5 protein-coding genes are annotated in these 16,366 nt (G+C 67.0%); 2 read left to right on the top strand and 3 right to left on the bottom strand.

All coding sequences use genetic code 11. The features are described 5' to 3' along the window. Positions 1–30: 30 nt before the first annotated feature. Both GTP46_RS10135 and prmC read left to right on the top strand, forming a co-directional pair. Positions 31–501: a disulfide bond formation protein B gene (locus GTP46_RS10135; protein WP_161006498.1), complete on the top strand. Its 471-nt coding sequence runs from the start codon at positions 31–33 to the stop codon at positions 499–501. Beyond that, a complete protein-coding gene (prmC, locus tag GTP46_RS10130; RefSeq protein WP_161006497.1) occupies positions 498–1,325 on the top strand; it encodes a peptide chain release factor N(5)-glutamine methyltransferase in 828 nt (275 codons plus the stop codon). The genes GTP46_RS10135 and prmC overlap by 4 nt, the downstream gene beginning before the upstream one ends. Here the strand turns inward: prmC and GTP46_RS10125 are convergent. From GTP46_RS10125 to GTP46_RS10115, 3 genes are all read right to left on the bottom strand, one after another. After that, a complete protein-coding gene (locus GTP46_RS10125) occupies positions 1,315–2,235 on the bottom strand; it encodes a histidine kinase (RefSeq protein ID WP_161006496.1) in 921 nt (306 codons plus the stop codon). The two genes, prmC and GTP46_RS10125, sit on opposite strands and share 11 nt — an antisense overlap. Next, positions 2,232–2,981, bottom strand: a complete 750-nt coding sequence (locus tag GTP46_RS10120) for a response regulator transcription factor (RefSeq protein ID WP_371869623.1) — start codon at positions 2,979–2,981, stop codon at positions 2,232–2,234. The genes GTP46_RS10125 and GTP46_RS10120 overlap by 4 nt, the downstream gene beginning before the upstream one ends. 151 nt (positions 2,982–3,132) lie before the next feature. Next, positions 3,133–16,218: an Ig-like domain-containing protein gene (locus GTP46_RS10115; protein WP_161006495.1), complete on the bottom strand. Its 13,086-nt coding sequence runs from the start codon at positions 16,216–16,218 to the stop codon at positions 3,133–3,135. Positions 16,219–16,366: the final 148 nt, after the last annotated feature.

The raw sequence follows: 16,366 nt of genomic DNA, 5'->3' as shown, positions 1-16,366 counted from the left end.
GAATCTTCCGATTCTTCCAAGGACACTCACATGATACATACCCGCTCCCTGCTGCTCTCCATCGCTGTCGCCGCGTTTGGCCTGATCGGCGTCGCCCTGTATTTGCAGCACGGCCTTGATATGCTGCCTTGCCCGCTGTGCGTGATCCAGCGCTACCTGTTCATCGCCATCGGCGTGTTCGCGCTGATCGGCGCTTATACCAGCAAGCCGAAAGCACTGGCTGGCGTTGGCCTGCTGGCGGCATTGGGCGGCTTGGGCACCGCCGGCAAACACCTGTGGGTGCTGGCGCATCCGGGCCTGTCGTGCGGTATCGATCCGATGGAGACCTTCCTCAACAAAATCCCGACCGCGACCTACCTGCCCTTCCTGTTCCAGGCCGACGGCCTGTGTGAAGACGCGCTGGCGCCGTGGTTTGGCCTGTCGATTCCGCAGTGGTCCTTCCTGTGGTTTGGCCTGTTCACGCTGGCGCTGGGCTGGGTGCTGATCCGCCGCGTAAAATGACCGACACCATCGCCTCCCTGCAAAAGCAATCGAAGCTCGATGCGCTGGATAACCGCGTGCTGCTGTGCCACGCGCTGGGCGTCAACCGCATCGCGCTGATCACGCAGTCGGAACGCGTGCTGACAGCAGAAGAGTCGCAACGTTTTAACGCGCTGGCGCAGCGCCGCTTGGACGGCGAACCGATCGCCTACATCGTCGGCCAGCGCGAATTTTTCGGCCTGCCGTTTGAAGTCAATGATGCGGTGCTGATCCCGCGTCCCGACACCGAACTGCTGGTCGAGCTGACGCTGGACCGCCTACCGGCACAAGGCCGCGTGCTGGACATGGGCACCGGCAGCGGCGCCATCGCCGTCTCGCTGGCGCACACGCGCAAGGACGCTGACGTCACCGCGTTGGATGTCAGCCCGGATGCACTGGCCGTCGCCCAGCGCAACGCCGCCAACAACGGCGCCCGCGTCACCTTCCTGCAAAGCGACTGGTACGCCGCGCTGCAAGGCGCTGCGCCGTTCGACGTCATCGCCTCCAATCCACCCTATATCGCCAGCGACGACTGCCATTTGTCGGAAGGGGATTTGCGCTACGAACCAGTGGGCGCACTGACCGACCACGCGGATGGTTTGTCGGCGCTGCGCATCATCATCGCCGGCGCGCCGCAGCATCTGAAGCCGCAAGGCTGGCTGCTGATGGAGCATGGCTACGATCAATCGGCCGCCGTGCGCGCGCTGCTCTCGGAAGCGGGTTACGACGAAGTGCAAAGCTGGCAGGACCTGGCCGGCATCGAACGCGTCACCGGCGGTAAACTCAATAACCTGCTCAGTACCTGATTTCCAGCCGCCGGCGCAAGGCCGATAACAGCATGGCCGCCGGCGCCGGTTTGTACATCACCTCAATAAAATCGCTGGGCCGCTCGGGCGGCAGCAGCGTATGCAGCAGCACCGGCGGCGCTTCCTCGCGCGGCCAGATATCCCACACGCTTTCGTCGGCGCACAGGATCAGCGAGGGATCGCGGTCGCCCGGCTCGTACTGCACATCAAATTCCGCGCTCTCCAGAATCTCGCTCAGATAATCCTGCATCGGCTGGTGCGGCTCCAGCAGCAAAATTGCATGGCCGCTGCCGAACGGCTCCGGCCAGTCGAAGTGCGGCGTCGGCGGCAACGCATCTTCTTCCTCGGCCAGCGGTGCACGCATAGTGAAGCGCAGGGCGTCGCCGCTCTGCTGCAAAACGCCACCCATGGCGCGAACCAGATGCGCCGCCACCATCACCCCGGGCAGGATGCGATCGTCGTCCAGCGAGGCCGTTACATCGCTCCACGGGCCATCCGGCTGACCGGCCACGAACGTCATCTCCACCTCGCCGCGCAGTCGCCTCGCCTGTAGCGACAACTGGCCGCCGACATGCTCGCGCAAGCGCGCCAGCACTTGCGCCAGGCGCTTGGCATCGAGCATGGCCAGCGCTGGCAGCCCGCCGCCGTCGTGCGAGATGTGGCGCATCAGCGCATGCAGGTAGGCCGGGGCCAGCGCCAGTTCCGGCGCCTGCAGCTCGAAGCGTGCGCATTCCTGCAAATCGGACAGCCATTCCAGCTGGCGGCGTGCTTCGAATTCCAGCGCCCCCAGGTCGATAAAGCCGGTGCTGGCGCCGGTGGCGATGCGCGCCAGCGGCGCGCGCAGGTCGTGATTGAGGGCCGCCAGCAAACGGGCGCGGATGTGATTGGGGTCGAGGTCTTTGCGGCTCACGGGTGGACCGCCTGCTGCCGTATGGCCTGGCGATAAGCGGTCGGCGTGGCCGCCAACTGCTCGCGGAAGGCCGTGGCAAAATTGGCCGCGCTGCGGAAGCCGGTCTGCTCGGCGATCTGCTGCACGCTCATGTCGGTATCGCTGAGCAGCTGCTGCCCACGCCGGATGCGCGCCTCGCCAAGATAGCCGAACACCGTGGTGCCGATGTGGCGGCGGAACGCTTGCGACAAGCGCTTTTCGTGGGTGCCGAGCGAACGCGCAATACCGGCCAGCGTCAGCGCCGCGCCGAGGTTGTCGTCGATCAGGCGCATGGCGGCGGCAGCCACCACTTCATCCGGATCATGCGCCGCCGGCAGCGGCGCCGGTACTGGCGTAGCAGCAGCTTTGCGCAAGCCGGCCAGCTCCAGGTGGATGCGCACCCGCGCAAACACTTCCGCCGGATGATAAGGCTTGGCGACGAAATCCACGCCGCCCATGGCCAGCCCGGCCACCCGTTCGTCCGGCTCATCGAGCGCACTCAGGAAAATCACCGGGATGGAACGCGTGGCGGGATTGGCTTTCAACAGGCGGCAGGCGGCAAAGCCGTCCAGTCCCGGCATGCAGACGTCGAGCAGGATCAGGTCCGGCGGCGAGGCCAGCGCGGCCTGGTAGCCGGCCATGCCGTCGCCGGCGCTGCGCACGTGGTACAACTGGCGGCGCAGCAAATCGGTCAGGAAGCGCAATTCCTCCCGCTCGTCGTCGACGATCAGGATGCCGGGCCTGGTTTGCTCAGTTGTCGTCAGGGCGAGGATGGCGCACTCCTTTTCAGGAACTCCATTCCATTATGCACACGCTTTTCGCGCTATTGTCGAGTTTCTCCTTCAGCAAAACCGTTTTCGCGCGCGCCAGAATGTCAGGCTACAAGTTACCGATCAGCCCCAGCCCATGGACGCCGTACTGGCCGCCAACCAGCGTCACATCCTGCGCCAGCAAGGACACCAGATCGGTGCGGCTATGGCTGGCCAGATAGCCGTCCCACTTGGCCAGCGTGGCGCTGTCGGCGTCGTGATCGGTGACGTTGTGGTACAGCAGGTTGACGAAGGCCTGGTTGTCCAGCGCGCCATAATGCTGCTGGAATTCGGTCGACATCAGGAAACCGTCGGCCAGGCTCGCGCCGTCGCGGCCGCTGTTGATCCAGCTCACAAAGCCGTCAAAGTCGCCGGCGCGGTCCAGCGTCATCTGGTACAGCATGCCGATTTCCTGCAGCTTGGCGGTCGGCGTCTGGGTGAAGCGCAGGTCCAGCTTGGCGCCGTTAAACTCGCCTAGCTCGATCTGGCGCAAGGTGTCGGCCGCACCGGCCGCATCGACGATCATGACGTCGCCGCTGCGGTTCAGGGCCAGGCTGTAGGCCGCAGCGTTGTCGCTGTAGACCACCGTATCGATGCCATCGCCGCCGACCAGCAAATCGGAGCCGGCGCCGCCTTCCAGACGGTCGTCGCCGGAATTCAGGATCCAGCCCTGCTCCTGCGTCAGCACCTCCGTGCCCAGCGGTGCGCCGGCGTCGCCTATCCAGAAGGCGCGGTGCGCGGCCGTCATGGCGATATCGGCAAACACGCTGGCGCGCGCCGCCACATCGCCCACCGGGGCCGCATCAAGCCGCGCCACATACGAGGCCGGCGCGCTCTCGGCCGGCGCCACACCCAGGCTGTTGTGCAGCAGGGTTGCCACATAAGCGTGGTTGTCGAGCTTCATGATGCTGCCCAGCGCTTCATCCGACCACAGCATGCGCTCCGCCTGCTGCTGCAGCGAGACTTCTCGCGCCGCCCAGTCATTCAGGCCCGGCAGGTCCGGCGCGCGGTCGAACGCGGTGTGGTATAGCAGCGAGAGATCTTCCAGCCAGGCCGCCTTGCCCTGGATGAAAGTCAGCAGCTTCTGGCTGGCGTCCAGCTCGGCCGCCGTCACCGTTTCCGTGACGCCGGCGCCAGCCAGCACCAGCTGGTGCTGCGCCACCACCTTGCCGTCCTTGAGGAAGAATTGCCATTGGCCGCTATCGCTGCGGCCGCCCTGCAGGAGGTCGTTGCCATCACCACCGAGCAGCTGGTCGTTGCCGCCGCCGCCGGCCAGGCTGTCGTTGCCGTCGCCGCCGTGCAGGTAGTCGTTGCCGCCGGCCGTGGCCAGGATGTCGTTACCGCCGTTGCCGTACAAGGTGTCGTTGTCGCTGCCGGTGCTGAGCCAGATGCGCTGCGCTGCATCATCGCCAATGAAGAAGTTGGCGCCAGCGCCCCCCTGCACATTGGCGGCGCCGATGATGGCGGCAAAGTGCACATCATCCAGCTCCAGGCCGATATTTAGCGGTAGCTTGCGCGCATCGACCACCAGTGCGATGGCGGTGCCGTCGCCCGGCGCGGCCGCCTCGGCGTGGGCGACCGGGGTGGCCACGTCATGCGCGGCCACGGCGGCGCCGTTGATGATCAGCACCGCATCAGGGCTGCCGGCTTGCCCGTCCAGCGTCAGTGTGGCGTGCTGCAAGTGGGTGCCGTTCTCCAGGCTGGCGAGGAATTCGCGCGCCTGCGCTTCCATCGCTGCGCGCGTGGCCTGGCCCGGCACCGTTTGGTCGTCGATGCGGCCGATCAGGTCAATCTGCGCCTGCGCGCCGTCCAGCAGCAACGCCGGTCCCGACGCTGCAAAACCGACGCCGACCGGCACGCTCACCGTCAGGCTGGTGGCCGGCAGCGTACCGTTGGCGACGATGCCAAGCGGGATATCGGCCAGGTGGGCATGGCTGGTGCTGGTGTCTTCCGGCCGCGCGCTGGTGATGGTCGGCACCGTCACCGTGCGGGTGGCCAGGCCGGTGCGGCTGTCGGTGCCCATCACCGTGTGGATCACTACGCCATCCACCAGCGTCGGCGAGCCAGTATCGGCCACCGGCGGCGGATTGGTATCCACCGTCACCACCAGCGGCGCGGCAGCGGTGTTGGTATTGCCCGCCGCATCGCTGAAGTGGCCGCCGCCGAGATTGACGGTAATCGGCGTGGTGCTGTTGGTCGGCGGCGTGATGACCACGGTGTAGCTGCTGCCGCTGCCGGTAAAACTGGTGATCACGCCGCCGGTCACCACCAGGTCGGCCGCAGTCAGCACGCCTGGGTCGCTCAGTGTCAGCGTGATGGTGGCGTGGCCGCCCTGCTGCACCGCACCGCCGCTGTTGGCCAGCGTGATCGTTGGCGCCGTGGTGTCCACGGTGTAGTTGGCGGCATAGGCGGTGCTGGCATTGCCGGCAGCATCGATCACGCGCACCTTCAGCGTGCCGCTGCCGGACAGGGTTTTGCTGACACTCCAGCTGGTGGCGCCGACCGAGGTCGGCACCGTGCTCCAGCTGATGCCGTTGTCGAGCGAGATTTGCACCACGTCGCCGGCTACCAGCGGCGCGCTCAGGTTGCCGCTCAGGGTTTGCGTCGCCACGTTGGTGATCAGGTCACCAGCGGTGCCGGTATCGGCGGAGAACGACACGCCGCCCGCCGTCGCCGACGGCGCCAGCGTGTCGATCGCCAGCGAGGCCAGCGAACCGCTGCTGCCGGTGTTGCCGGCGGTGTCGGTGTAGGCGCCGCTGATGGTAATCGCGACCGTGCCGCTGGCCGTCCCGGCAACGGGCGTGTAGTCCACCGTGTACACCTTGGGATCGCTGGTCGGCTGCAGGTTGCCGAGCGTGCCGCCGGTGGCGCTGATCATGCCCAGCGTGAGGCCATTCGGGATTTCCGAGAAGGTCAGCGTCAGCGTGGTCGGTGCGACGCCGTTGGCCACTGCCGCGCTGCTGCTGATGGTGACCGTCGGCGGCGACGCATCGTAGGCGTACGGCGTGACGGTTTCGGTGCTGTGGTTGCCGGCCGTATCCATCACCCGCACCCGCATCACGCCGCTGGCGGTCAGCGTGTGCGCCAGGCTCCAGGTGGTAACGCCGGAGACCGTGGTGACGCTGGCAGCCGTCCAGGTAGCACCGTCGTCGAACGAGACTTGTACCGTCTCGCCGCTGGCCAGCGGCGCAGTCAGCGTGCCGCTGACGGTTTGCCCGGCCACCGAGGTAATCAGGTCGGTGCCGCTGCTGCCGGTATCGGCGGAGAAGCGCGGCGTGCCGGTGGCGGCCGACAGCGGCGCCAGCGTGTCATAGCTAAGCGTTGGCGTGCTGCCGCCCAGGCCGGCATTGCCGGCGCTGTCGCTGTAGACGTTGGGAGCCACGCTGATCGAGGCGGCGCCGCCGGCGCTGCCCGGCGTCGGCGTGAACACCACGGTGTACACCAGCGGATTGGCGGTGGCCGTAAAGCCGCTCAGGGTGCCGCCGACCGCCGTCACATCGCCCACCGCAAAGCCGAGCGGCGCCTCGCTGAAGGTGAAGGTAATCACGGCCGTCTCGCCGGCCTTCAAGGCCGACACGCTACTGCTGATCACCATGCTTGGCGGGGTAGCATCGATACTGACGCTGGCGCTGGCAGCAGCCGAGCCCAGGTTGCCGGCCAGGTCGGTGTAGCTGCCGGCGCCCAGCGAGACACTGCCGGCGCCACTGAAGTTGAAGATCGGCGAGAACTGCACCGTGTACACCAGCGGGTTGGCGGTGGCGCCAAAGCTGGCGGCATCGAGCGTGACGCCGGTGGCGATCAGGTCAGCAAACGTAAAGCCGGTCGGCACTTCGCTGAAGCTGATGGTCAGCGTGCCGATATCGCCCGCCTTCATGCTGCTGAGGTTGGAGCTGAAGGTGGCGCCCGGCGCCGTAGTATCCAGCACATAGGCTTTCGCGCTGGCGACGCCGTGGTTGCCGGCAGCGTCGGTCACGCGCACTTGCAGCACGCCGCTGCCGCCCAGCACCGTGGGCGCCAGTGCCCACAGCGTGGAACCTACTGTACTGGCCGCCGTCACCCAGTTGACGCCGTTATCGAGCGACACCTCGACCAGCTCGCCGGTTTGCAGGTTGGCGTTCAGCGTGCCGCTGATATTTTGCAGCGCCACGCTGGTGACCAGGTCGCCGCTCACACCGGTATCGCTGCTGAACTGCACGCTGGCCGAGCCGGTGCCGGGCGCCAGCGTGCTGTAGTTGATGGTGGGTAGTGTGGCCAGCGCCGCCGGGTTGCCGGCGGCGTCGAAGAATTGACCGGCCAGCACGCTGATGCTGCCGCTGCCCGAGGCCACGCCCGGCGTCGGCGTGAACAGCGCGGTGTACACCAGCGGATTGGCGGTCAGGCCAAAGCCGCTCAGGGTGCCGCCAGCAACGCTGATGTCACTAAAGGTGAAACCGACCGGCGCTTCGCTGAAACTGAAGGTGATGACGGCCGATTCGCCGATCTTCAGGTTGGCCGCGCTGCTGGTCATGCTGAGCACCGGCGGTGCGGTATCGACTGTGACCAGCGGCGAGCTGGCGCTACCGCCGGCATTGCCGGCGAGGTCGGTGTACAGCCCCGGCGCCAGCGTCACGCCGGCGCTGCCGCCGGCCAGGCCGGCATTGGGCGTCAGCAGCACCGTGTAGACCAACGGATTGGCGGTGGCGATGAAGCCGCTCAGGGTGCCGTTGACGGCCACCAGGTCGGAGACAGTAAAGCCGCTCGGCGCTTCGCTGAAGGTAAAGGTCAGCGTGGCCGATTCGCCCGCCTTGAGCGCGGTGGCGCTGCTGGTGACTGCCATGGTCGGCGCCACCAGGTCCAGCACATAGGCGGCACTAAAAACCGAGCCGGCGTTGCCGGCGGCGTCGCTGACGCGCACCAGCAAGTTGCCGCTGCCGCCCAGCGATTGCGGCGTCAGTGCCCAGCTGGACGGACCGCTGGCAATGGCGCTCAGCCAGCTGGCGCCGTTGTTCAGCGACACTTGCACCACCTCACCTGCCACCAATGGCGCGTCCAGCGTACCGCTGATGATTTGGGTGGCCGCGTTGGTGATCAAGTCTGTGCCGCTGGCGCCATGGTCGGCCGAGAAGCTGACCGCCGCCCCGCCGGTGGTCGGCGCCAGCGTATCGATGGCGATCGGTGCACTGCTGACCGTGCTGCCGAGGTTGCCCGCCGCATCGGCATACACGCTGCCGGCCACGCTGATCGATTCGCTGGCAGCAGCAGTGCCGGCCGTCGGCGTATACAGCGCGGTATAGACCAGCGGATTGGCGGTGGCCGCCAGCCCGCTCAGGGCGCCGTAGCTGGCCGTGATATTGCCCAGCACGAAGGCCGCCGGTGCATCGCTGAAGGTGAAGGTAATGACGGCCGTCTCACCCACCTTGAGCGCACTGGCGCTGCTGGTGATCGATAGTGTTGGCGCCTGCGTATCGACGCTGATGGCCGGCGCACTGCCGCCGCTGCCCAGGTTGCCGGCGATATCGGTGTACAGGCCGTTACCCAGCGTGACGCTGGCACTGCCGTTGTAGCCCGGCGTCGGCGTCAGCACCACGGTGTACACCAGCGGGTTGGCGGTGGCGGCAAAGCCGCTCAGGGTGCCGCCGCTGGCGATCAGGTCGCCGACCGTGAAGCCGGACGGCGCTTCGCTGAAGGTGAAACTGATGGTGGCACTCTGGCCAGCCTTGAGGGTGCTGCTGTCGCTGCTGATGGCCACCGTCGGCGGCGTGGTGTCCAGCACATAGTTGTAGGTGGAGACCGTGCCGTGGTTGCCGTTGCTGTCGCTGACCCGCACTTGCACTGTCCCGGTCGAGGTCAGGGTCTGGCCGGTCAGCGCCCACGAGCTGCCGCCGGTGGCGGATGCGGCAGTAGTCCAGCTACTGCCGTTGTTGAGCGACACTTCGACCACGTCGCCAACTGCCAGCACGCCGCCGCCCAGCGTGCCGGCCAGGGTTTGCGCGGCAACCTTGGTGATCAGGTCAGTGCTGCTGGCGCCGGTGTCGGACGAGAACAGCAAGCTGCTGCCGGCCAGCGCCGGCGCCAGCGTGTCAATGCTGATGCCGGGCGAATTGCTGGCCGCGCCGCCGTTGCCGGCCACATCGGCATAAGCACCAGCCGCCACCGTCACCACCGCCGTGGCCGCCGCGACATTGGCGGCTGGCGTAAGCACTGCCGTGTACACCAGCGGATTAGCGGTCTGCACCAAGCCGCTAAGGGTGCCGTTGGTGGCGCTGATGTCGCCCAGGCTGAACGCCGCCGGCGGCTCACTGAAGGTGAAGGTGATCACCGCCGTGCCGCTGCTGTTGAGCGAACTGGCGCTGCTGCTGATGCTCAGCGTCGGCGCCAGCGTATCGATGCTGATGGCGGTCATGGCACCGCCCACGCCGGCGTTGCCAAGACTGTCCGTGAAGGTGCCATTGGCAATGCTGACCGCGCCGCTGCCAGCGGCCACGCCATTAGTCGGCGAGAGCACGGCGGTGTACACCAGCGGATCGGCGGTGGCGGCAAAGCTGGACAGCGTGCCGCCGCTCACCGTCACATCGCCCAGGGTGAAGCCGACCGGCGCGCTACTGAACTTGAAGGTGATGTTGGCGGTGTCGCCCGCCTTCAGCATGCTGACGTCGCTGAGGATGGCCACACCGGGCGCCACCGTCGCATAGGAGATCGACGGCGCCGACGCGCCGAAGCCGCCGTTGCCGGCGGTGTCGGTGTAAGCGCCGGGCGCGACCGAGATCGCAGCCACCCCGGCGCTCTGGCCGGCAGTCGGCGTGAACACGGCGGTGTACACCAGCGGATTGGCGGTGGCGCTGAAGCCGGTCAGCGTGCCGCCCGTAACGTTCACGCTGCTGGCGCTGAAGCCGGTCGGCGCTTCGCTGAAGGTGAAGGTGATGATGGGCGCGTCGGCACTGTTGAGCACCGTCTTGCTGGTGCTGATGACCAGCGTCGGCGGCGAGCTATCCAGCGTGTAGCCGGCGCTGAACGGCGAGCCGTGGTTGCCGGCGGCGTCGCTGACGCGCACTTGCACCGTGTGCCCGGCGCCGCTGCTGAGGGTCTGGCCGGACAGCGACCAGCTGGCGCTGCCGGCGCTGCCGGTGGCGGTGATCCAGCTGCTACCGCCGTTGAGCGAGATTTCCACCGTCTCGCCGCTTTGCAGATTGGCGCTGAGGGTGCCGCTGAGGTTTTGCGCCGCCGTGTTGGTGATCAGGTCGGCGCCGCTGCTGCCGGTATCGGCAGAGAACACCACGCTGGCGCCGGTGGTGGTGGGCGCCACCGTATCCACCGCAATCGTGCCAGACGATGCGCCCGCGCCGGCATTGCCGGCCTTGTCGGTGTAGCTGCCGGCGGCAACCGTCACGGCATCGCTGACGCCGTCCTGCCCAGGCAGCGGCGTGTAGGTGGCGGTGTACACCAGCGGATTGCTGGTGGCAGTCAGGCCGCTGAGCGTGCCGCTACCGGCGCTGATGTCGCTCAGGTCGAAGCCGGACGGCGCTTCATTGAAGGTGAAGGTAATGGTGGCCGTCTCGCCGGCCTTGACCGCGCTGGCGCTGCTGCTGATGCTGACCGTGGGCGGCGTGGTATCGAGCACATAGGCCACCGAGTAGGTGGCGCCGTGGTTGCCGGCGGCGTCGGTGACGCGCACTTTGAGGGTGTCGCTGGCGGTCAGGTTCTGGCCGGTGAGGGTCCAGGCGCTGCCGCTGCCGGTGGCGTTGGTCCAGGTGGCGCCGTTGTCGAGCGACACTTCCACCGTTTCGCCGCTGCCCAGCACACCGACCAGCGTGCCGCTGATGGTCTGGCTGCTGGCGTTGGTCACCAGGTCGGTGGCGCTGCTGCCGTTGTCGGCCGAGAACAGCACCGAACTGCCGATGGCGGCCGGCGGCAGGGTGTCGATGGCGATCGGCGGCGTCAGCGCGGCGGTGGCCGCGTTGCCGGCCAGGTCGGTGAAGGCGCCGCTGGCGACAGTGATGCTGGCCGCCGTGTTCTGGATGCCGGCGGTGGGCGTGAAAGTGGCGCTGTAGACCAGCGGATTGGCGGTCGGCGCCAGCCCGCTCAGCACGCCGCCGGTGGTGACCACGTCGGATGCCGTGAAGCCCACCGGCTGCTCGCTGAAGGTGAAGGTGACGGTGGCCGTTTCACCGGCCTTGACCGCGCCGACATTGCTGGTGATGGCGACCGTGGGCGCCAGCGTATCGATGCTGATGGCGGGCGCACTGGCGCCGCTGCCGCTGTTGCCAAAGGCATCGCTGTAGGCGCCGGCGCCGACGCTGATCCCGGCGCTGCCGGAAGCCAGGTTGACGTCCGGCGTGAATAGCGCCGTGTACACCAGCGGATTGGCGGTGACGGTAAAGCCGCTCAGGGTGCCGTTGCTGTAGTTGATGTCGGCCGCGGTAAAGCCGGTCGGCGGCGTGCTGAAGGTGAAGGTCAGCGTGGCTGCCTCGCCGCTCTTGAGCGCGAGGTCGTTGCTGGTGATGACCAGCGACGGCAGCGTGGTGTTGATGCTGATCGGCACTGCCGCGCTGACCGTGCCGTTGTTGCCGGCAGCGTCGGTGTAGCCGCCAGCGTTGACTTGCGCGGTGCCGGTAACGCCGGCCTGGCCGGCAGTCGGCGTGTAGAGCGCGGTGTACACCAGCGGATTGGCGGTGGCCGCCAGCCCGCTAACGGTGCCGCCGGTGACCGTCAGCGACGAGGCGGTAAAGTTGTACGGCGTTTCGCTGAAGGTGAAGGTCAGGGTGGCGGTGTCGCCGGCCTTGAGTGCAGACAGGTCGCTGGTGACGCTGACCGTGGGCGCCGTGGTGTCGAGCACATAGGCTGCGCCGAAGGCCGCGCCGTGGTTGCCGGCAGCGTCGTTGACGCGCACTTGTACGGTGTCACTGCCGCTCAGGGTGCGGCCGCTCAGGCTCCAGCTGGTGGCGCCGGTGCTGGCCGTGGCGTTGGTCCAGGTGGTGCCGTGATCGAGCGAGACTTGCACCGTTTCGCCTGCCACCAGCGCCGCGCTCAGCGAGCCGCTGACGGTTTGCGCGGCAGTCCTGGTAATCAGGTCGGTGCTGCTGGCGCCGGTGTCTGCCGAGAAGCTGAAGCCGGTGCCGATGGTGGTGGGCGCCTGCGTGTCGATGCTGATCGACGGCGTGGTGCCGGCCGTGCCGCTATTGCCGGCCAGGTCGGTGTAGCTGCCGCTGCTAACCGTGATGCTAGCCGAGCCGCTGTTGACGCCCGACGCCGGCGTGAACACCGCCGTGTACACCAGCGGATTGGCGGTCACCGTGAAGCCGCTCAAGCTACCGCCGCTGACATTCACATCGCCGGAGGTAAAGCCCAGCGGCGTTTCGCTGAAGGTGAAGGTGATGGCGGCCGTATCGCCATCCTTGACGGCGGAAACGTTGCTGGTGATGGCCAGCGTGGGCGCGCGCGTGTCGACCGCGATCACCGGCGTGACGCCGCCGCCGCCGGCATTGCCGAAGCTGTCCGTATAGCTGCCGCCGGTCACCGTGATCGAGGCCGCCGCCGTGACATTGCTGCCGGGCGTGAACACGGCGCTGTAGACGCCGCCGCCAAGGCTGGTCAGGCCGCTGATCGTACCGCCGCTGGCAACGATGTCGCCGGCCGTGAAGCCGCTTGGCGCGCTGCTGAAGGTAAACGTGATGTTGGACGTCTCGCCGCTTTTCAGGGTCGCCGCATCGCTGGTGATCAGTACGCTCGGGCCCAGTGTGTTGATGGTAATACTGGCCGAGGTGGCGCCGGCGCCGGTGTTGCCGGCCAGGTCGGTGTAGCTGGCCGCCGTCAGCGTGACGTTGCCGGCCAGGCCGCTCAAGCCGCTGTTGGGCGTGAACTCCACCGTGTAGACGCGCGGATTGGCGGTGGCCGTCAGGTTGGCCAGCGTGCCGCCGGTGGCGTTCAGGTCGGACAGGCTGAGGGTGGCGCCGTCCGGCGTTTCGCTGAAGGTCAGCGTGACGATGGCCGTTTCGCCGCTCTTCAGCGCGCTGACGCTAGTGGTCATGGCGACAGTCGGCGCGGTGGTGTCCAGCACGTAGGCGGTGCTGGTGGCGCTGCCGATGTTGCCGGCCGTGTCCACCACCCGCACTTGCAGCGTGTTGCTGCCGGTGAGGGTCTGGCCGGCCAGGCTCCAGGAGGTGCCGCTGGCGCTGGCCGTGGCCCAGGTGCTGCCGTTGTTGAGCGAGACTTCCACATGCTCGTCGCCCGCCAGGGTGGTGTTCAGCATGCCGCTGATGGTCTGGGCCGCCGTCTTGGTGATCAGGTCGGTGCTGCTGGCGCCGGTGTCGGCCGAGAAGCTCACGCTGGTGCTGGTGTTGGACGGCGCGGTGGTGTCGAGCGTGTAGCTGGCACTGAGCGGCGTGCTGCTGCCGCCAGGATTGGTGACGCGCACCTGCAGCGTACCGGAACCGCTCAGGGTCTGGCCGGCCAGCGACCAGCTGCTGCTGCCAACGCTGGTGCTGACGGTGGTCCAGGTACTGCCGTTGTCGAGCGAGACTTGCACCGCTTCGCCGCTGGCCAGGCCGGCGCTCAGGGTGCCGCTGATGGTCTGGGCGGCAGTCTTGGTGATCAGGTCGCTGCTGCTGGTGCCGGTGTCGGCCGAGAAGGCGACACTAAGCGCAGTGGTGCTGCTGGGCGAGGCCGACACCACCGTGGTGGCGCTGTTGCTGACAATGACGCTGCCATCGTTGATACTGACCGTGAAGGTGGTGGTGGCGTTCAAGCCCGCCGTACTCTGGAACACCAGGGTTTGCAGCGCAGTCTGCGCCGCGCCCGGCGCCGCCAGCGCCAGCGTGTAGCTGACGCCGCCGTCCAGCGTGACAAAGCCGGATGCGCTCAGCGAAGCCGGCGTGAACACGCCCTTGGCCGCACTGTCCGGCGTGATGGTGACGATCACCACCGCACCGACGTCCGGATCGCTCAGGCTGATGCCGGAGAACGGATGCAGCGTACCGCCCGCTGTCACGCTCTGCGCCGCCGCCGTGCCGCTCAGCACCGGCGCATCGTTGACCGAGGTCGCAGTGACCACGGTGGAGCTATTGCTGCCACTGGATGCACCCAGCGCATCGGTTGCGGTCAGCGTGAAGGTGGTGGCAATGCCGACGCCAACGGCGGCCTGGTTGGCAGTGGGGGTAAAGGTCAGCGCCTTCAGCTGCGTGGTCAGGGTGGCCGGCGTGGTCGCGCTCAGCGTGTAGCTGCCATTGCTGCCGGACAGGCCGGTGCCGCTCAGCGTGCCATTGGCGCTGTTGAAGCTGATGGTCATGCTGACGTTGTCGCCGTTGACATCGGCCACCGTCACACCGCTGAAGGGCTTGATGGTGGCGTTGTCGTTGACGGCGCCGGCCGCCGCGCCGGTGATGGTGGGTGCGCTGTTGGTGGTGTTGGTGACCGCCACGCCGACGCCGGCCACCGCCGTGTTGGCGTTGCCGATCACGCTGTTCCAGTCGTCGCCGGCCACCAGCTGGTAAGTGGTGCCGCCGGCCGAGATGGTGCCATTCTTGTTGAGCAGGGCTTCCACCGCTGCAATGTCGGCGCCCGACAGCGTGACCGAGAACGAGGTGGCGCTGCTGACGTCCACATTGCCAGTGGTGCTGAGCACGCGCGAGACGCCGCCCTCGCCCTTGAGGCTCAGTTTGGCGACGGTGATGTCGTTGCTGCCACCGATAATGCCGACCAGGTTGGCGCCGGTCACGGTCAGCACATGGGTGCCGGCGTTGTAGCTGGCCGAGCTAATGGTCGGCAGTTGCACGCTGGAGACAGTGATCGGGTTGCCGGTCATGTCGATGCCGTTGCTGAGATTGCTGTCCCAGTTGGCCGCCGCCGCGATATTGAAGCTGGTGCCGTCAACGCTGCTGCTGCCGTTGTTGTTGAGCAGGCCGTTGATGGCCAGCGCGTCGGCCGCGTTCAGCGTGATCGACGCCGCCGTGGTGCTGGAGGCGCTCACCACCGCCGAGGTCAGGGTGTAGGTGGCGCCGTTGGCGCCGGTGACGGTCAGTTTGCTCGGATCGATGGCGTCGCCGGCACGGATGCCCACCGCCGTCAGGGCCAGCACGCCGGTGTTGGCGTTGTAGGCGGCCGAAGTGATGCTATTGGCCACACGGCCATTGGCCACCGTGACGTCGTCGATGGCCACCTCGAAGCCCAGCGGATTGACGATGCGGATGCCGTAGATGCCCTTGAAATCGGCCATCGAGGCAAAATTCAGCAAGCCGTACTCGTTCACCACCAGACTGGTCAGCGAGACGCCAACGCCGGTCGGCTGGTAGTTGGCATCCAGCGCATACACCGTGAAGATGACGGTGCCCAGCAGGTTGCCGACCAGGCTGCCGCTGCCGAGATTCAGGCTGAGCATATCGAACACGCCACTGTTGGCGCGCAAGTCGACATAGCTGACCGGCGACAGCAGCGAACCGTTGACGGTCAGGCGGTCATCGGTGACCTGCACGCCCAGCACACTGGTGCCGTTGGCGTTGACCACCACCACGCCGCCGCCGTTGGTGCTTTGGGTGTACAAGTCCAGCCCGGTGCCCAGCACATTATTGAGGTGCACCACCGCGCCGGCTGCCAGCCCGGTGGAATTGAGCAGGGTGACATCGCTGCTGGTGCCGAAGGTGAAGGTGCCGCTGGCGCCGCCGTTGACCAGCGCCAGGTCGCCCGCAAACGCCTGCTCGGCGGCGGTGCTGAGCACCGAGGCGGTTTCGATGGTGCCGTGCTGGTATTCCAGGTCCCAGTTGCCGTGCGCGCCGGTAAGGTCGGTGGAAGCGGCGACGTCGGCGCCGCTGGCGGTCGACAGCGCATCGACAAAGTCCTGCCCGGCCGTACCCTGCGCCACATCGCAGCCGTACAGCAGCAAGTCGCCGCCGTCGCGCAGCGCAGCGCCCCACTCTCGCAGCGCATCGGCATAGCGCGCCAGGCCGGCCTGGTCCAATACCGTGTTGCCGAGCTGGAGCTGGCCTTCCGCACCGTGCGAGACAATCTGGATGCTATCGAGGTCCTGGTAGTTGCGCAGCACGGTGGCGATCTGCTCCACGCCGTTGCGCCATGAAACCAGTTTAACCACAAGTACATCATCCGAAACACCCTCTGCTAGTGTGGCGGCACCCGCCACACCGGCATCGATGAAGAGAACAGAGTGATACGTATGGCTTTGATTACTCATCTTGCATCTCCGCATCATTAGCGTAGATAACCGATTATGAGTAGCTTCAAAAGGATTACCAAATTTTCCCGTTTGCCAAACGTTCTGTCCGGGATTGCAAAAGTACAGGTGGCGTGGCGCACCAAGTCAGGCCCTTGCTTTGTTAAAA

Source organism: Duganella flavida (assembly GCF_009857445.1).
GTDB classification, from domain to species: domain Bacteria; phylum Pseudomonadota; class Gammaproteobacteria; order Burkholderiales; family Burkholderiaceae_D; genus Rugamonas; species Rugamonas flavida.
Note: the sequence above shows the minus strand (reverse complement) of the source record. Positions and strands in the feature narration are given on the sequence as shown.